Raw genomic sequence first — 14,155 nt, forward strand, 5'->3', positions numbered from 1 at the left:
GGGCCCGGGGCGGCCGCCCCGGGGCAGGGACTACTTGCCGCCGTTGATGCGCTTGCGGGCCTGCTCGTAGACGGCCTCGACGCGCCGGTCGGCGCCGGGGGCGCTGCTCGCGCCGCGGAAGATCTGCCAGGCACCGCGGGCGTCCGCGCGCAGGATCGCCCGCTTCTCCGCACCGTTCAGGTCGTCCCAGGTGATGTCGTCCTTGGGCATGGTCACTTCCCCTTCTGGAAGTCGCGCCACAGGGAGCGCAGGACGAGGGCGAGGATCGCCACCGACACGGCGCCGATCGCGACGGCGACGGCGAACAGGGAGGCGACGAGGCCGCCCGCGATCCCGAGGCCGCCGATCGTCAGCCACTTCCGGGCGTCGAACGGCCGGGCCGGCACGGGCGCGGGGGCGATGGTCTGTTGCTGTGCTTGTTGGGCGGCGAGGACGGCGGCGACGATGCGGACGATGTCCGTGTTCTGCGCGGCCTCCAGCGCGGCGGCCTCGGCCTTGGCGAGGGGGTTGGGCTCGGTCATCGCGTCCACCTCCGGCCGGTCAGGTGGGGGCGGGCGAGCAGACCGGCGGTGAACGCGACGGTGACCGGCTGGACGACCGCGGAGACGACCGCGGCCGGGGCGGCGAGCGGCAGCCCGAGGAGCAGCCAGAGCAGGGCCAGCACGGCGCCTGAGGCGAGTGACTTCATGACCGGGCCTCCACGATCTCCCGGCGCAGCTCGGTCGCCTCACGGCGCGAGAGGCCGAGTTCGTCCTGCAGCGCCTTGATGGTCACCGGCCGGCTCGTCGAGGTGACCGCCTGCCGGTTGAGACTGCGGGCCTTTCGCCGCAGCTCGGACGGCGTGAGCGTGACGACCTGGGTTACCACCTGCCTGGGCTGCACGGCGGGTACCGCAGCGGTCAGCTTGCTGCTCAGGTCCGAACTCTTCGTGGCGCTCCAGAACGTCCCCGACTCCAGCGCGGGCACGGACGGGATGACCACCTCGGTGAGCGCCTGCCGCTCGCCGGTCTTGTCCCACTGGTGCCGTAGCAGGGGGTGCCCGCTGGTCACGTCGGCGGTGTCGGGACGGGCGACGAGCGGCAGCACGCGGACGCCGACTGGAACCACCTCAGGCAGCGGACGCGGCTCCAGCTCGGCGATCGGCTGATCGTCGTCGATGCGTTCCACCGTCACCTCGGTGGCCATGCCGGTGGGAGCGGATGAGACTGCCAACCTGGCAGTCTCATCCCGCTCGGCGAGGGCCTGGTGGATCTGCCGCATAAGCGCACCGAAGGCGAGGAGCGCGGCCGTGGGCGGGACCGCGGCCACCACGTAGTCGAGGGGCTCGGCGTGCGAGCCGACCCCGGCCACGTTCAACGCGATCGACCCGCCGGATCCGGCGACGGTGAGGCCCACGGCCCACCAGTCGACTCCTCGGCCGCCGACCGCGGCGCGGAGCATGAGCAGCTCGCCCGCGACGATGAACAGGTCGAGGGTGGCCGGCCACGCCCAGGCGCGGACTTCCTTGCCGTGCATGCCGTGGGCGAGGGCGACCTCGGCGAGGTGCGCGTACGAGAGCCAGAACGCGGCTGCGGTGAGCGCGACGATGACCAGGCCGGCGGCGATCGCCAGGGCTCGGGTCGGGTTGGTCTTCACTCTCCCACTTCCTTCAGGGAGGCGCGGGCGACGAGGTGGGCGCACAGGTTCACGCCGCGCCGGTCGCCGATGCGATGGGCGGTGATCAGGTCGGCGACGATCGCCGGAACGGGAGGGGTCGGCCGGGGCGACCGGCTGGCCGCGCGGATGGCGGCCAGCTCGGTCGGGCGGCGTACGAGTTCGCTCACCGGTGCTCCTCCGTGAGGATCGCGGTGAGCTGGTCGGCGAGTGCGCGGAGCCGATCGGCGTAGCTGTCCAGGGCCCCGGCCAGGCTGTAGAGGTCTGCTGGGTCGAGCGTCATGCCCAGGGGGTGGACGGAGACGCCGGGGGTACGGCCACCGAGACGCGGGGTGGTGGTGCTCGCGTAGGGCGAGGCGACGAGTTCGGCGGTGAACACCTCGATGCCGAGGAAGGTGAGGTCGACGGCCGACCCGACGTGCATGACGTCGATCCGGGCGCTGTCCGGCCGGTGGCCGGCATGCCCGGCGCACCAGGACGGTTCCGGGAGGGTGATCCGACCGTGGTCCTCGGTGACCAGCGTGACGGTGCGCGGCTCGCGGCTCATCGACCCTCACCCGACCCCTTGGCCTGCTGCTCGGCGAACGTCCGGTACGTGACCGGCGTCTGCTCGGCGTAGGCACGCACATCCGCCGCGTCCCGGTTGATCGCGACCTGCGGGTGGTTGAGGACCGATTCGAGGAGGACCCGCACGTGCGTCACGCGGTGCTCCATGAGGCGCTGGTAGGCCCGCTCGTCGTCGGGGTCGGTGGACGGCAGGGGCACGTTCAGGGACTCGGCGAGGGCGGCGAACAGGTCGAGGACGGGCTGAGGCAGGTCGGCGGGGATGACGTCCGCGGTGTCCCGCATGGCGGTGCGGCTGGGGATGGGGCAGGTGTCGGTCATCGCCGGGCCTCCTTGCGGAGGGTGCCGGTGACTCCGGCGGCGGTGACGCGCACCGTTAAGGTGCGGCCGTCGTGGCGGCGGATGATCCCGGCGACGACAAGGCGTCGGCCGGGGACGGCCCGCACGAGGCGGGCCGTCTCGGGCTGGTTCGTCACCGGGCACCCCCGACGGGGCGGCCGGGACGGGCGCGGTGGCTGGTGAGGAGATCGGCGATCTCGCAGACGCGGGCCTTCGGGTCGGGGGCTTCGGCGATCAGCTCGACGAGCAGGTCGTGGAAGGCGTCCCAGTTGGGGCTGCCGAGCCCGGCCGCGGTGCCGGCGGCCTGGCCGGCGCGGAGCTGGGCGATGATCCGGTTGGCGGCGGTGCTGAGGGTGGCGGTCACCGGACACCCCCGGACTGCTCGGCGGACGGCCGGAGCTGTTCGAGGCGGGCCACGATGTCGGCGGCGATCCGGTCGGCCAGCTCCGGCGTGTACACGTCGGGCATGGCGGTCCGCAGCGCGCGGTGCACAGCCGCGGGCGTGGCGGGAATGACGCGGTTGAGGTCGAGGGCGGTGCTCATCGCGTACCCCCGGACTGTGCGGCGAGGTTCCGGATCCGGCGGGGCATGTCGAGGGCGGTGGTCCGGATGGTGTCCGGGTCCGCGCCTTTCTCCAGCCCCTCCACCAGCAGGTCGAAGACGAAGCCGTAGCCGTCGCCCGCCTCGGCGCGGGCGTGCTCGACGGCCGTGTGCGCCCGCAGCCAGTTCGCGACGGCGGCCGTCAAGACCTCGGCCTGCTCCGGCGTCGACTTCGTGACCCGCAGCACCTGGGGGGCGACCTCGGGCCAGGCGGTGCAGATGTCGTCCATGGTCGCGGCCGGGTCCGGCGTCTTGCGGGCCTCGGCGGCGGTGGTGTTGGCGACGTAGCGGGCGGCGGCCAGGGCGGTGATGCGGGGCTCGTCGGTGGTGGCGGGCAGTTGGGGGTCGGCCTGGCAGGTCTCGGCGTGTGCCTTGGCGTCGTCACGGGCGAACGGCAGGCTCGCGTACCCAGGCTTGCCGGTGTGGCCGGTGGTGCATTCCCAGCGGTAGGGGCTGGTTCCGTGCCCGCCTGCGGTGACGTTCACGGTGGCGCCGTGGCGGGTGGGGAACTGCATGATGACGGTGGTGGTGTTCATGCGGCACCTCCGGCGAACGCGGCGATCAGCGCGGTGGCGGCGACGTATTCAGGCTTGCGCGGCTTGTAGGCGGCGGCGAGGCGGGCGACCTGGGCGAGGGTCCAGTGGGTGACCGTGCGGGTCTGGTGGGCGCGGCCACCGGCGACGGTGCGGCGGGTCCGGGCGGTCTGGGCGGGGGCGAGGCTGAGGCGCTTCGCGACCGTGCGGAGGCCGTTGGCGATCCCGGCGGCGGTGGTCTTGGCGACGCCGGCCGCGATGGCGACGGTCGCGAGGGAGCGGGGGCGGCGCCGGCACGAGGCGGCGAGGCGGGTTCCGGCCGTCCGGCGGCGGAGGGTGGCGCGAAGGGCACGGCGCGATGCGCGGTGCTCGCGGCGGGTGAGAGCATTCGTCACAGCGGACTCCTGTTGCGATCAGGTGATTCCGTCAGGCCCTCGTTCGGTGCTCCAACACCGACGAGGGCCGCTTGCGTTGTCGGTTGGTTTCCCTGCCGACACCGCCACTCTAGGGAACATCGTGTTCCGTCGTCAAGCACTCTGACGCTGGACAATGCGACGAGTCTGCGTAACATCAGGTTCCATGACTGTGGATGGAACACTGTGTGCCATGGATAAGCGATCACTGGAGCACATCGCCGGCCGGTTCAGGGAAGCCGAGCAGCGAACCGAGATCCTTCGACAGGAGCTGGCCGCTGCCATCAGGCAGGCGGACGTCGACGGGCTCGCTCAGAAGGACATCTGCGAGGCAACGGGCTACACGCGCCAGCAGGTGCGCCGCATCGTGCTTGCCGGGAACGCGGAGACGGCTGGCGAGTCGTGACGGGCAGGACGCCGTCGTCTCACACATTTCTCACGGACTGCGTGTGGGACGACGGCCGAACCGTCACTGAACTGGGCTTTCTCTGTGCGCCATGGACCTGATGGACGTCATGGACGTTCCGTAAGCTGGGCTCATGGCCTACGAGATTCCGGTGACACAAGCCAGGGCTGAACTCGCCGACCTGATCAACCGCGTGGTGTACGCCGGCGAACGAGTGGTCGTCACCCGCCACGGCAAGCCCCTGATCGCCCTGGTCTCCGCGGCCGACCTGGAACGCCTCGACGCGCTGGACACGCCCGTGGAGGAGCGAGCGGTCACCGCAGTCTCCGCCGCCCACGAGGTCGCCTCCGCATCCCGCGACCACCACCGCTTCGGCCTCACGGCCGAACACCACCGCGCGAACCCGTCGTAAGCGCGCCTCCCCGCAGGAGCGTCGGCCCCGTCGGCGGGGGCTCGGCCGATCCGCGGCGGCCGGACGCGCTCGGCGAGGCGCGGGTGATCAGGCCGTCTCCGCCCTTCGCGAGGTGGTCTCCGCGGTCCGCGAGCATCGGCCTCGTGGGATCGCCCCCCCCCGGCCGCCGTCACGGCGTGTTCGCGACGAGCGGCTCTGGTGGCCCCGTCACCGCCGCTGACACCCCGTAGGCGGTCAGTGCCGTCGACAGGCGGCAAGCCGTCCTGGCGGCTCGCTGCGCCTTGCTGAACCAGGCGCCCCGCTCGCCGGAGCCGTGGCGTCCGAACCCGTCGGGCGCCCCACTGCGCCGCGCCCCCTGCGCCGCCCCGCAGGAGCACCTGTCCCAGCTCGGCGGAGCCGTCGGGCTGTCGGTGGCTCGCGTCCCGTCCGGTGGCCGTCACAGCGCCGTATACGGTCCGCCATGGGGGTGAGGATCCTGGCGGGCGGCGCAATTGCCGGGGGCCGGCTGTCCGGCTCGGTTCCGGGCCGGATGGGCCCGGTCGTCGGTGTCGTCGGGGGGTGCCGGGCCGGGGGAGTCGGGGAGATCGGAGGGGTTTACGTGCTCGAAATGCGGTCCAACTAGCCTGCCCATCCACGCCACCAGGGGTTTTCCTCGTGGCCGCGGTCGCCGGGCCCCGCACGGTCCGGAGCGAGGATGTGAGGTGGGACGTGCAACTGACCCCGCACGAGCAGGAGAGGCTGCTGATCCATGTCGCGGCCGACGTCGCCGAGAAGCGCCGGGCGCGCGGGCTGCGGCTCAACCACCCCGAGGCCGTCGCGCTCATCACCTCGCACATCCTGGAGGGCGCCCGGGACGGCCGTACCGTCGCCGAGCTGATGTCGTCCGGGCGCAAGCTGCTCACCCGTGACGACGTCATGGAGGGCATCCCCGAGATGATCCACGACGTCCAGGTCGAGGCGACCTTCCCCGACGGGACGAAACTCGTCACCGTCCACGACCCGATCGTCTGACCCGGGAGGCCGCGATGATTCCCGGAGAGTTCCTCTTCGCCGAGGACCCGATCGTCTTCAACGAGGGCCGTGAGGTCACCCGGCTCACCGTCCTCAACGCCGCCGACCGGCCCGTCCAGGTCGGCTCCCACTACCACTTCGCCGAGGCCAACCCCGGACTGGAGTTCGACCGCGCCGCCGCGCACGGCAGACGGCTGAACGTCGCCGCCGGCACCGCCGTCCGCTTCGAGCCCGGGATCCCCGTCGACGTCGAACTCGTCCCGCTCGCCGGGGCTCGGGTCGTGCCCGGACTGCGCGGGGAGACCGGAGGTGCCCTCGATGCCTGAGATCTCGCGTGCCGCGTACGCCGACCTGTTCGGCCCGACCACCGGGGACCGGATCCGGCTGGCCGACACCGATCTGCTGATCGAGATCGAGGAGGACCGGTCCGGCGGTCCGGGTCTCGCCGGTGACGAGGCCGTCTTCGGCGGCGGCAAGGTCATCCGGGAGTCCATGGGCCAGGCCCGCGCCACTCGTGCGGAGGGCACCCCCGACACCGTCATCACCGGCGCGGTCGTCATCGACCACTGGGGCATCGTGAAGGCCGACGTCGGCATCCGCGACGGGCGGATCACCGCGCTCGGCAAGGCGGGCAACCCCGACACCATGGACGGCGTCCACCCGGACCTGGTCCTCGGCCCGGAGACCGAGGTCATCGCGGGCAACGGACGGATCCTGACGGCCGGCGCGGTCGACGCGCACGTGCACTTCATCTGTCCGCAGATCGCCGACGAGGCGCTCGCCTCCGGCGTCACCACGCTGGTCGGCGGCGGCACCGGGCCCGCCGAGGGTTCCAAGGCCACCACCGTCACCCCCGGCCCCTGGCATCTCGCCCGGATGCTGGAGGCGATGGAGCACTATCCCCTCAACATCGGCTTCCTCGGCAAGGGCAACACCGTCTCCCACGAGGCGATGCTGTCCCAGATCAGGGGCGGCGCGCTCGGTCTGAAGCTGCACGAGGACTGGGGTTCGACCCCGGCCGTCATCGACGCCTCCCTCACGGTCGCCGACCGCACCGGCATCCAGGTCGCCATCCACACGGACACCCTGAACGAGGCCGGTTTCGTGGGCGACACGCTCGCCGCGATCGCCGGACGCGGCATCCACGCCTACCACACCGAGGGCGCGGGCGGCGGGCACGCGCCGGACATCATGACCGTCGTCTCGCAGCCCCATGTGCTGCCCAGCTCGACCAATCCGACCCGCCCGTACACCGTCAACACCGCCGAGGAACACCTCGACATGCTGATGGTGTGCCACCACCTCAACCCGGCGGTCCCGGAGGACCTGGCCTTCGCCGAGTCCCGGATCCGGCCCTCCACCATCGGTGCCGAGGACATCCTGCACGACCTCGGCGCCATCTCGATCATCTCCTCGGACTCCCAGGCCATGGGCCGGGTCGGCGAGGTGATCCTGCGGACCTGGCAGACGGCGCACGTCATGAAGCGACGGCGCGGTCCGCTCCTGGGGGACGGCCGCGCCGACAACCACCGTGTCCGTCGCTATGTCGCCAAATACACGATCAACCCGGCGCTGGCCCAGGGCCTGGCCCGCGAGATCGGCTCCGTCGAGAGCGGCAAGCTCGCCGACCTCGTCCTGTGGGAGCCGGCCTTCTTCGGCGTCAAACCGCATCTCGTCCTCAAGGGCGGCCAGATCGCGTACGCCCAGATGGGTGATGCCAACGCGTCCATCCCGACCCCCCAGCCGATCCTGCCGCGTCCGATGTACGGGGCGATCGGACGGGCCCCCGCGTCCAACTCGGTCAACTTCGTGGCGCCCCTCGCCGTCGAGGACGGGCTGCCCGAGCGCCTCCAGCTCGGCAAGCGGTTCGTGGCCATCGAGTCGACCCGCGCGGTGACCAAGGCGGACATGCGGGAGAACGACGCCCGGCCGCGGGTCGAGATCGACCCCGACAGCTTCGCCGTACGCATCGACGGCGAACTGGTCGAGGCGACTCCGGCCGCCGAACTGCCCATGGCCCAGCGCTACTTCCTGTTCTGAGAGCAACCGGAAGACGACACCCGGAAGGACACCGGTATGACGAGGGCGGCCCTGCTGGTCCTGGCCGACGGCCGGTTCCCTGCCGGAGGGCACGCGCACTCCGGCGGGGCCGAGGAGGCCGTCAAGGCCGGCCGGATCACCGGCGCGGCCGGCCTGGAGGCGTTCTGCCGGGGCCGGCTGCACACGGCAGGGCTGGTGGCGGCGGCGCTCGCCGCGGCGGCCGCCGCCGGGGCCGACCCGGCGGAGCTGGACGCGGTGGCCGACGCCCGCACCCCGTCCCCCGCGCTGCGGCTGGCCGCCCGGAAACTGGGCCGGCAACTGGCGCGGGCCGCCCGCGCGACCTGGCCGAGCCCCGAACTCGACGCCCTGGCACGGGCGTTCCCCAAGGGCGCCCACCAGCCGGTGGTGCTCGGCCTGACGGCGCGGGCGGCCGGGCTGGGTCCGGCGGACGCGGCGTACTGCGCGGTCTACGAGAGCGTGAGCGGTCCGGCGACGGCCGTGGTGCGGCTGCTGAGCCTCGACCCGTTCGAGGCGACGGCCGTCCTGGCCCGGCTGGCCCCCGAACTGGACCGGGTCGTCGACCGGGCCGTGGCGGCGGGACACGCCGCCTGCTCCGACGGCACCGACGTCCTGCCGTCCGCCTCCGCCCCGCTGCTGGAGATCGGCGCCGAGGCCCACGCGGCCTGGCCGGTACGCCTGTTCGCCTCCTGACGGGCCCGCACCCCCGCTCACTTCCCCTACAAGGAGCCGCCCCATGCATCTCGACCACTCCCACTCCCACGACGGCCCCGCCGCGGTCGGTGCCGACGCGCATCGCGGCGACGGCACCCGGCGGGCGCTGCGGATCGGGCTCGGCGGCCCGGTCGGCTCGGGCAAGACCGCCACCGTCGCCGCGCTCTGCCGCACCCTGCGGGACGAACTCTCCCTCGCCGTCGTCACCAACGACATCTACACCCGCGAGGACGCCGAGTTCCTGCTGCGGGAGGCCGTGCTGCCGCCCGAGCGGATCACGGCCGTGGAGACCGGCGCCTGCCCGCACACCGCGATCCGCGACGACATCTCCGCCAACCTCGAAGCCGTGGAGGACCTGGAGGACGCCGTCGGACCGCTCGACCTCGTGCTCGTGGAGTCCGGCGGGGACAACCTCACCGCCACCTTCTCCAAAGGGCTCGTGGACGCGCAGATCTTCGTGATCGACGTGGCGGGCGGCGACGACATCCCGCGCAAGGGCGGCCCCGGTGTCACCACCGCCGATCTGCTGGTCGTCAACAAGACCGACCTGGCGCCGTACGTCGGCTCCGACCTCGCCCGGATGGCCGCCGACGCCAAGGCCCAGCGCGCCGAACTGCCCGTCGTCTTCCAGTCGTTGCGCGCCGAGGACGGCGTGCGCGACGTCGCCGCCTGGGTGCGGGCGCGGCTCGCCGACTGGACGGCGTGAGATGAGCGGGGTGCACGCCACCGCACGGATCCGGGCGTGCGCGGACGGCCGGGGCGGCACCGCCCTGCCCGTCCTCGACGGCGACGGACCGCTGGCGCCGCGGCGCACCCGGGGCGCGGCCGGCGAGGCGCGGGTGGTGCTCGTCGGCGCGATGAGCGGACCGCTCGGCGGGGACCGCTTCGCCGTCGAGGCCGAGGTGGGGTCCGGCGCCCGGCTGCACGTCGGCTCGGCCGCCGCCACCATCGCCCTGCCGGGACAGACGAAGGACGAGGCGCACTACGCGGTCCGCCTCAGCGTCGCCGACGGCGGTGAACTGCGGTGGCTGCCCGAGCCGTTGATCTCCGCGAAGGGCAGCGAGCTGTACGTCACCACCCGCGCCGACCTCGCGCCCGGCGCCCGGCTGGTGCTGCGCGAGGAGCAGGTGCTCGGGAGGGCGGGGGAGGAGCCGGGGCGGCTCGGCAGCCGGCTGGTCCTGCGCATCGGGGACAAGGTCGTGCTGGACCAGGAGCTGTCCTGCGGTCCCGGCGCGCCCGGCGGCTGGGACGGCCCCGCCGTACTCGCGGGACATCGCGCGGTGGGCCAACTGCTCGTCGTACGGCCGGAGTTCGGGGAGCGGCCGGTGGCCGCGCGGATGCTCGGCGCGCACGCCGCGGTGATGCCGCTGGCGGGGCCCGCCGCCCTGGTCAGCGCCGTCGCCCCGGACGGGCGGCTGCTGCGGCGGACGCTCGACGAGGCGCTCGCCGACCTTGATTGAACCGACAACCTTCGGTGAGCGGTACTTCACTATCCGGTTATCGGATTGGCAAAGAAGGTCAACCACACCTGTTCTCAGGCGCCTCACAGCAGCAAGGATCCCCCTAACGTGTCGTCACTAGCTAGGGGGAGATCCCACTTGAGGGACATACGACCGAACGCGCGCACCGCTGCGCTCGGGACGGCAGGCGCACTCGTCGCCGCAACCCTGATGGCCGGTGCCGTGGTGGCACCCACCGCCAGCGCGACCAGCGGCGGTGCGGGCCAGGACCGTGAGATGCGCGGCGCCGCCATCGCCGCGGAACGCGCCGCCGAGGCGGGCATCGACTGGCAGGACTGTCCCGCCGACTGGGGACTCGAGAAGCCGATCCAGTGCGGCTATGTCACCGTGCCGCTCGACTACGCCCGGCCCCACGGCAAGCAGATCAAGATCGCCGTGGACCGCATCGGCAGCACCGGCACCAAGAAGGAGCGCCAGGGCGCCCTCATCTACAACCCCGGCGGCCCCGGCGGCTCGGGTCTGCGCTTCCCGCGCCGGGTCACCACCAAGGCCCCGCTGTGGGCCAAGACCGCCAAGGCGTACGACTTCGTGGGCTTCGACCCGCGCGGCGTCGGCCACTCCGCGCCCATCTCCTGCCAGGACCCGCAGGAGTTCGTGAAGGCGCCCAAGGCCGACCCGGTGCCGGACACCGAGGCCGACAAGCTCGCCCAGATCAAGCTGGCCCGCGAGTACGCCGACGGCTGCTACGAGCGCAGCGGCGAGATGCTGCCGTACATGACCACGCCGAACACCGTGCGCGACCTGGACGTCATCCGGGCCGCCCTCGGCGAGAAGAAGCTCAACTACCTGGGCGTCTCCTACGGCACCTACCTCGGCGCGGTCTACGGCACCCTGTTCCCGGGCCATGTCCGCCGCATGGTCGTGGACAGCGTCGTCAACCCGTCGCGCGAGAAGATCTGGTACCAGGCCAACCTGGACCAGGACGTCGCCTTCGAGGGCCGCTGGAAGGACTGGCAGGACTGGGTCGCCGCCAATGACGCGACCTTCCACCTCGGCACCACCCGCGCCGCCGTCCAGGCCAAGTGGCTGGACCTGCGCGCCACCGCCAAGAAGAGCCCTCTCGGCGGCGTCGTCGGCCCCGCCGAGCTGATCTCCTTCTTCCAGAGCGCCCCGTACTACGACTCCTCGTGGATCCCGGTCGCGACGGTGTTCAGCAAGTACGTCGCCGGCGACACCCAGGCGCTGATCGACGCGGCCTCGCCCGACATGAGCGACCTCGCGGGCAACGCCTCCGCCGAGAACGGCAACGCCGTCTACACGGCCGTCGAGTGCACCGACGCCAAGTGGCCCACCAGTTGGCGGACCTGGAACCGGGACAACACCCGGCTCCACAAGGACCACCCGTTCATGACCTGGGCCAACGCCTGGATGAACCTGCCCTGCGCCACCTGGCCGGTCAAGCAGCAGACGCCGGTGGACGTGAAGACGAAGAAGGGCCTGCCCGGTGTGCTCATCGTGCAGTCCGAGAACGACGCGGCCACCCCGTACGAGGGTGCCGTCGCCCTGCACAAGCGCTTCAAGGGCTCGCGTCTGATCACCGAGAAGGACGCCGGTTCGCACGGCGTCACCGGCCTGGTCAACCCCTGCGTCAACGACCGGGTCGACGCCTACCTCCTCACCGGGAAGCTGGACTCCCGGGACGTGACCTGCGCCCCGCACGCCACGCCGAAGCCGTAACACGCACCACCCGTACGACGAGGGGCGGCCGGATCGAACTCCGGCCGCCCCTTGCGTGTCTGACGTCCCGTCAACGGCGGGGCAGTCGGGGGAACTTGCGCTGCCGCTCCGCTTTCGCCGCCGTCTCCTCCGCCTTCACGACCGCCGCGTACCGGTCGACGTACTCCTGCTCCGACAGCGACAGGATCGCGTACATGATCTCGTCCGTGATCGCTCGCAGGATCGCCTTCTCGCCCTCCATGCCCGCGTAGCGGGAGAAGTCGAGGGGCTCGCCGAAGCGGATGGTCACCGGGTGCGGGGTCGGCAGGACCTTGCCGGGCGGCTGCGCCTCGAAGGTGCCGATCATCGCGCACGGGATCACCGGCACCCCGGCCCGCAGCGCCATCACCGCCACCCCGACCTTGCCCTTGTACAGCCGGCCGTCGTGCGAGCGGGTGCCCTCCGGGTAGATGCCGAGCAGTTCGCCCTTGGACAGCACGCCGAGGCCCTCGCGGATCGCGGCCTGCCCCGCCTCCTTGCCCGAGCGGTCCACCGGGATCTGCCCGGCACTGCGGAAGAAGGCCGCCGTCAGCCGCCCCTTGAGACCGGGTCCGGTGAAGTACTCGGCCTTCGCCAGGAAGGTGATGCGCCGTTTGAGGACCGCCGGCATCAGGAAGTGGTCCGCGAACGACAGATGATTGCCCGCCACGATGGCCGCGCCCGACTCCGGGATGTGCTCCAGGCCGGATATCCGCGGACGGAAGGTCAGTTTGAGCAGCGGCCCCAGCACCACGTATTTCAGGAGGTAGTAGAACAAGGGGATCGCTCCTCAGCCGGGCGGACCGCTGTCGTCGCCGTGTTCCAGCAGGTCAACGGGTGTGATGTGGGCTGCCAGTGTAGGCGCAGGCCGCGACGCCCGGAACCGGTACGGGACCGGCGGCCGAGGGGGCCGCACCTCACCTGACGGGCCGTCACAGCCGCACCACCACCAGCGCCGTGTCGTCCGTCGCGCCGCCCGGCGGCAGCAGTTCCAGCAGGACGGCGTCGGCGAGGGGCTCGGGGTCGTCGGCGCGGTGCCGGGCGAGCGCGTCGGCGAGCCGGTTGAGGCCGGTGTCGATGTCCTCGTGCCGGCGCTCCACCAGACCGTCCGTGTAGAGCGCGAGGGTGGCGCCGTCCGTGAAGGGGACGCACGCCTGCGGGCGGGGCATCGGATCGGGGCGGGCGTCGAGCGGCGGATCGGTGGCCCGGTCCAGGAACTCCACCCGGCCGTCGGCGTGCACGAGCACCGGTGGGGGATGCCCGGCGCTGCTGTAGGTGATCGTGCGGCGGTCGAAGTCGATGAACGTGGTCACCGCGGTCGCCGACTCGGCGCCGTCCACCACATGCGCGTACCGGCCGAGGACGTTCAGCGCCTCGGCCGGACCCTCCGCCACCCGGGAGGTGGCGCTGAGCGCGCTGCGCAACTGGCCCATCACCCCGGCCGCGCCCAGCCCGTGCCCCACGACGTCACCGACCGACACCCCGAGGCGGTGGCCGCCGACCAGCTTCACCAGGTCGTACCAGTCCCCGCACACGTTCAGCGCGCCCACCGCCGGCCGGTAGCGCACGGCCACCCGGTGGTCGCCCAGGAACTCGCGGCGGGCGGGCAGCATCGCCTCCTGGAGCGCCAGCGCCACCTCCCGCTCGCGCGCGTGCGCCAGCCGCAGCCGCTCGTTGACCTCCTGGAGTTCCCGGGCGCGCGTGTACAGCTCGGCCTCCAGGATGCGGCCGCGGGGGCCCGGCCGCTCCCCGGCGGAGGCACCGGCCCCGCCGGTCGCTCCGCGCGCACCGCGGGCCCGGATCAGCTCGGTGACCTCCTCGACGCGGTGCACCAGCAGCACGACCGCCCCGTCGGGCCCGAGCACCGGCACGTTGACCGGGCTCCAGTACCGCTCCTCCCACTCGCCGGAGCCGTCGGGGCTCTCGACGTCGTAGCGCTGGAGGGCCATCGCGTCCCGCTCTCCGGTGGCGACCACCCGGTGCAGCGAGGCCGCCAGATTGCGGATGCCACTGGCGTCCGGGTCGTTGGGGTTGTCCGGGAAGACCTCGAACAGATGCTGTCCGACCACCTGTTCGCGCGTGCGGCCTGCGACCCGCAGATACTCCTCGTTGGCGTCGGCGAACACCAGGCCCGGCGTCAGCAGCGCGACCATGCCGGGCAACGCCTGGAAGACTCTCGCGTAGTCGATCGCCGCGTCGTTCATGGCTCGTGCCCCATCCGCCGGTCCTAGGTCATT

23 protein-coding genes are annotated in these 14,155 nt (G+C 72.5%); 9 read left to right on the forward strand and 14 right to left on the reverse strand.

The window, feature by feature from the left end:
• Positions 1-30: 30 nt before the first annotated feature.
• The 12 genes from G6W55_RS13355 to G6W55_RS13410 are packed head-to-tail and all read right to left on the reverse strand — an operon-like array spanning position 31 to position 4,084.
• Entirely contained in the window at positions 31-210 is a 180-nt protein-coding gene (locus tag G6W55_RS13355) for a hypothetical protein (protein WP_175521043.1), read from the reverse strand.
• A 2-nt stretch (positions 211-212) separates the two neighbouring features.
• Positions 213-521 (reverse strand): hypothetical protein, encoded by a 309-nt coding sequence (locus tag G6W55_RS13360; RefSeq protein ID WP_175521044.1) that lies wholly within the window; start codon positions 519-521, stop codon positions 213-215.
• Positions 518-688, reverse strand: a complete 171-nt coding sequence (locus tag G6W55_RS13365) for a hypothetical protein (protein ID WP_175521045.1) — start codon at positions 686-688, stop codon at positions 518-520. Before G6W55_RS13365 ends, G6W55_RS13360 begins: the two co-directional genes overlap by 4 nt.
• A complete protein-coding gene (locus G6W55_RS13370; protein ID WP_309243703.1) occupies positions 685-1,635 on the reverse strand; it encodes a DUF2637 domain-containing protein in 951 nt (316 codons plus the stop codon). Before G6W55_RS13370 ends, G6W55_RS13365 begins: the two co-directional genes overlap by 4 nt.
• Positions 1,632-1,823, reverse strand: coding sequence for a hypothetical protein (locus tag G6W55_RS13375; protein ID WP_175521046.1), 192 nt, complete (start codon positions 1,821-1,823; stop codon positions 1,632-1,634). Before G6W55_RS13375 ends, G6W55_RS13370 begins: the two co-directional genes overlap by 4 nt.
• Complete coding sequence (locus G6W55_RS13380) at positions 1,820-2,200, reverse strand: DUF6907 domain-containing protein (RefSeq protein ID WP_175521047.1); 381 nt, start codon at positions 2,198-2,200, stop codon at positions 1,820-1,822. Before G6W55_RS13380 ends, G6W55_RS13375 begins: the two co-directional genes overlap by 4 nt.
• Entirely contained in the window at positions 2,197-2,538 is a 342-nt protein-coding gene (locus G6W55_RS13385) for a hypothetical protein (RefSeq protein ID WP_175521048.1), read from the reverse strand. Before G6W55_RS13385 ends, G6W55_RS13380 begins: the two co-directional genes overlap by 4 nt.
• Positions 2,535-2,693, reverse strand: a complete 159-nt coding sequence (locus tag G6W55_RS13390; RefSeq protein ID WP_175520920.1) for a hypothetical protein — start codon at positions 2,691-2,693, stop codon at positions 2,535-2,537. Before G6W55_RS13390 ends, G6W55_RS13385 begins: the two co-directional genes overlap by 4 nt.
• Positions 2,690-2,920 (reverse strand): hypothetical protein, encoded by a 231-nt coding sequence (locus tag G6W55_RS13395; protein WP_175521049.1) that lies wholly within the window; start codon positions 2,918-2,920, stop codon positions 2,690-2,692. Before G6W55_RS13395 ends, G6W55_RS13390 begins: the two co-directional genes overlap by 4 nt.
• A complete protein-coding gene (locus G6W55_RS13400; protein WP_175521050.1) occupies positions 2,917-3,099 on the reverse strand; it encodes a hypothetical protein in 183 nt (60 codons plus the stop codon). The genes G6W55_RS13395 and G6W55_RS13400 overlap by 4 nt, the downstream gene beginning before the upstream one ends.
• The gene (locus G6W55_RS13405) at positions 3,096-3,692 is read right to left on the reverse strand and encodes a hypothetical protein (protein WP_175521051.1); all 597 of its coding nucleotides are present in this window, start codon (positions 3,690-3,692) and stop codon (positions 3,096-3,098) included. The genes G6W55_RS13400 and G6W55_RS13405 overlap by 4 nt, the downstream gene beginning before the upstream one ends.
• On the reverse strand, positions 3,689-4,084 hold the full coding sequence (locus G6W55_RS13410) for a hypothetical protein (protein WP_175521052.1): 396 nt from the start codon (positions 4,082-4,084) through the stop codon (positions 3,689-3,691). Before G6W55_RS13410 ends, G6W55_RS13405 begins: the two co-directional genes overlap by 4 nt.
• A 184-nt stretch (positions 4,085-4,268) precedes the next feature.
• On the opposite strand from G6W55_RS13410, the gene G6W55_RS13415 reads away from it, so the two are divergent.
• The 9 genes from G6W55_RS13415 (at position 4,269) to G6W55_RS13455 (ending at position 11,900) form a co-directional block, all read left to right on the forward strand.
• Complete coding sequence (locus G6W55_RS13415; RefSeq protein ID WP_175521053.1) at positions 4,269-4,508, forward strand: hypothetical protein; 240 nt, start codon at positions 4,269-4,271, stop codon at positions 4,506-4,508.
• A 133-nt stretch (positions 4,509-4,641) separates the two neighbouring features.
• Positions 4,642-4,920: a type II toxin-antitoxin system Phd/YefM family antitoxin gene (locus G6W55_RS13420; protein ID WP_175521054.1), complete on the forward strand. Its 279-nt coding sequence runs from the start codon at positions 4,642-4,644 to the stop codon at positions 4,918-4,920.
• Positions 4,921-5,628: 708 nt separating this feature from the next.
• Positions 5,629-5,931, forward strand: coding sequence for an urease subunit gamma (locus G6W55_RS13425; RefSeq protein WP_028808600.1), 303 nt, complete (start codon positions 5,629-5,631; stop codon positions 5,929-5,931).
• Between the two features lie 14 nt (positions 5,932-5,945).
• A complete protein-coding gene (locus tag G6W55_RS13430) occupies positions 5,946-6,257 on the forward strand; it encodes an urease subunit beta (RefSeq protein ID WP_078632732.1) in 312 nt (103 codons plus the stop codon).
• Entirely contained in the window at positions 6,250-7,971 is a 1,722-nt protein-coding gene (locus G6W55_RS13435) for an urease subunit alpha (RefSeq protein WP_175521055.1), read from the forward strand. Before G6W55_RS13430 ends, G6W55_RS13435 begins: the two co-directional genes overlap by 8 nt.
• 36 nt (positions 7,972-8,007) lie before the next feature.
• The gene (locus G6W55_RS13440; RefSeq protein ID WP_175521056.1) at positions 8,008-8,682 is read left to right on the forward strand and encodes an urease accessory protein UreF; all 675 of its coding nucleotides are present in this window, start codon (positions 8,008-8,010) and stop codon (positions 8,680-8,682) included.
• A gap of 43 nt (positions 8,683-8,725) precedes the next feature.
• On the forward strand, positions 8,726-9,409 hold the full coding sequence (gene ureG / locus G6W55_RS13445) for an urease accessory protein UreG (RefSeq protein WP_078632729.1): 684 nt from the start codon (positions 8,726-8,728) through the stop codon (positions 9,407-9,409).
• 1 nt (position 9,410) lies between these two features.
• Positions 9,411-10,163 carry an urease accessory protein UreD gene (locus tag G6W55_RS13450; RefSeq protein WP_175521057.1) on the forward strand — a complete coding sequence of 251 codons (753 nt, stop codon included), beginning with the start codon at positions 9,411-9,413 and terminating at the stop codon, positions 10,161-10,163.
• Between the two features lie 210 nt (positions 10,164-10,373).
• The gene (locus tag G6W55_RS13455) at positions 10,374-11,900 is read left to right on the forward strand and encodes an alpha/beta hydrolase (RefSeq protein WP_175521123.1); all 1,527 of its coding nucleotides are present in this window, start codon (positions 10,374-10,376) and stop codon (positions 11,898-11,900) included.
• Positions 11,901-11,970: 70 nt separating this feature from the next.
• Here the strand turns inward: G6W55_RS13455 and G6W55_RS13460 are convergent, their stop codons facing one another.
• The gene (locus tag G6W55_RS13460; protein WP_175521058.1) at positions 11,971-12,696 is read right to left on the reverse strand and encodes a 1-acyl-sn-glycerol-3-phosphate acyltransferase; all 726 of its coding nucleotides are present in this window, start codon (positions 12,694-12,696) and stop codon (positions 11,971-11,973) included.
• A gap of 154 nt (positions 12,697-12,850) precedes the next feature.
• Entirely contained in the window at positions 12,851-14,122 is a 1,272-nt protein-coding gene (locus tag G6W55_RS13465) for a PP2C family protein-serine/threonine phosphatase (protein WP_175521059.1), read from the reverse strand.
• Positions 14,123-14,155: the final 33 nt, after the last annotated feature.

The sequence above is a fragment of the Streptomyces sp. CAI-85 genome (genome assembly GCF_013363615.1).
GTDB lineage: Bacteria > Actinomycetota > Actinomycetes > Streptomycetales > Streptomycetaceae > Streptomyces > Streptomyces antibioticus_B.

Excerpts from the sequence above, each read along its gene's own strand:
- G6W55_RS13415 (WP_175521053.1), top strand. The coding sequence starts at position 4,269 with ATGACTGTGGATGGAACACTGTGTGCCATGGATAAGCGATCACTGGAG.
- G6W55_RS13440 (WP_175521056.1), top strand. The coding sequence starts at position 8,008 with ATGACGAGGGCGGCCCTGCTGGTCCTGGCCGACGGCCGGTTCCCTGCC.
- G6W55_RS13360 (WP_175521044.1), bottom strand. The coding sequence starts at position 521 with ATGACCGAGCCCAACCCCCTCGCCAAGGCCGAGGCCGCCGCGCTGGAG.
- G6W55_RS13430 (WP_078632732.1), top strand. The coding sequence starts at position 5,946 with ATGATTCCCGGAGAGTTCCTCTTCGCCGAGGACCCGATCGTCTTCAAC.
- G6W55_RS13435 (WP_175521055.1), top strand. The coding sequence starts at position 6,250 with ATGCCTGAGATCTCGCGTGCCGCGTACGCCGACCTGTTCGGCCCGACC.
- G6W55_RS13380 (WP_175521047.1), bottom strand. The coding sequence starts at position 2,200 with ATGAGCCGCGAGCCGCGCACCGTCACGCTGGTCACCGAGGACCACGGT.
- G6W55_RS13420 (WP_175521054.1), top strand. The coding sequence starts at position 4,642 with ATGGCCTACGAGATTCCGGTGACACAAGCCAGGGCTGAACTCGCCGAC.
- ureG (WP_078632729.1), top strand. The coding sequence starts at position 8,726 with ATGCATCTCGACCACTCCCACTCCCACGACGGCCCCGCCGCGGTCGGT.
- G6W55_RS13465 (WP_175521059.1), bottom strand. The coding sequence starts at position 14,122 with ATGAACGACGCGGCGATCGACTACGCGAGAGTCTTCCAGGCGTTGCCC.
- G6W55_RS13455 (WP_175521123.1), top strand. The coding sequence starts at position 10,374 with ATGGCCGGTGCCGTGGTGGCACCCACCGCCAGCGCGACCAGCGGCGGT.
- G6W55_RS13400 (WP_175521050.1), bottom strand. The coding sequence starts at position 3,099 with ATGAGCACCGCCCTCGACCTCAACCGCGTCATTCCCGCCACGCCCGCG.
- G6W55_RS13385 (WP_175521048.1), bottom strand. The coding sequence starts at position 2,538 with ATGACCGACACCTGCCCCATCCCCAGCCGCACCGCCATGCGGGACACC.
- G6W55_RS13450 (WP_175521057.1), top strand. The coding sequence starts at position 9,411 with ATGAGCGGGGTGCACGCCACCGCACGGATCCGGGCGTGCGCGGACGGC.
- G6W55_RS13405 (WP_175521051.1), bottom strand. The coding sequence starts at position 3,692 with ATGAACACCACCACCGTCATCATGCAGTTCCCCACCCGCCACGGCGCC.
- G6W55_RS13365 (WP_175521045.1), bottom strand. The coding sequence starts at position 688 with ATGAAGTCACTCGCCTCAGGCGCCGTGCTGGCCCTGCTCTGGCTGCTC.
- G6W55_RS13355 (WP_175521043.1), bottom strand. The coding sequence starts at position 210 with ATGCCCAAGGACGACATCACCTGGGACGACCTGAACGGTGCGGAGAAG.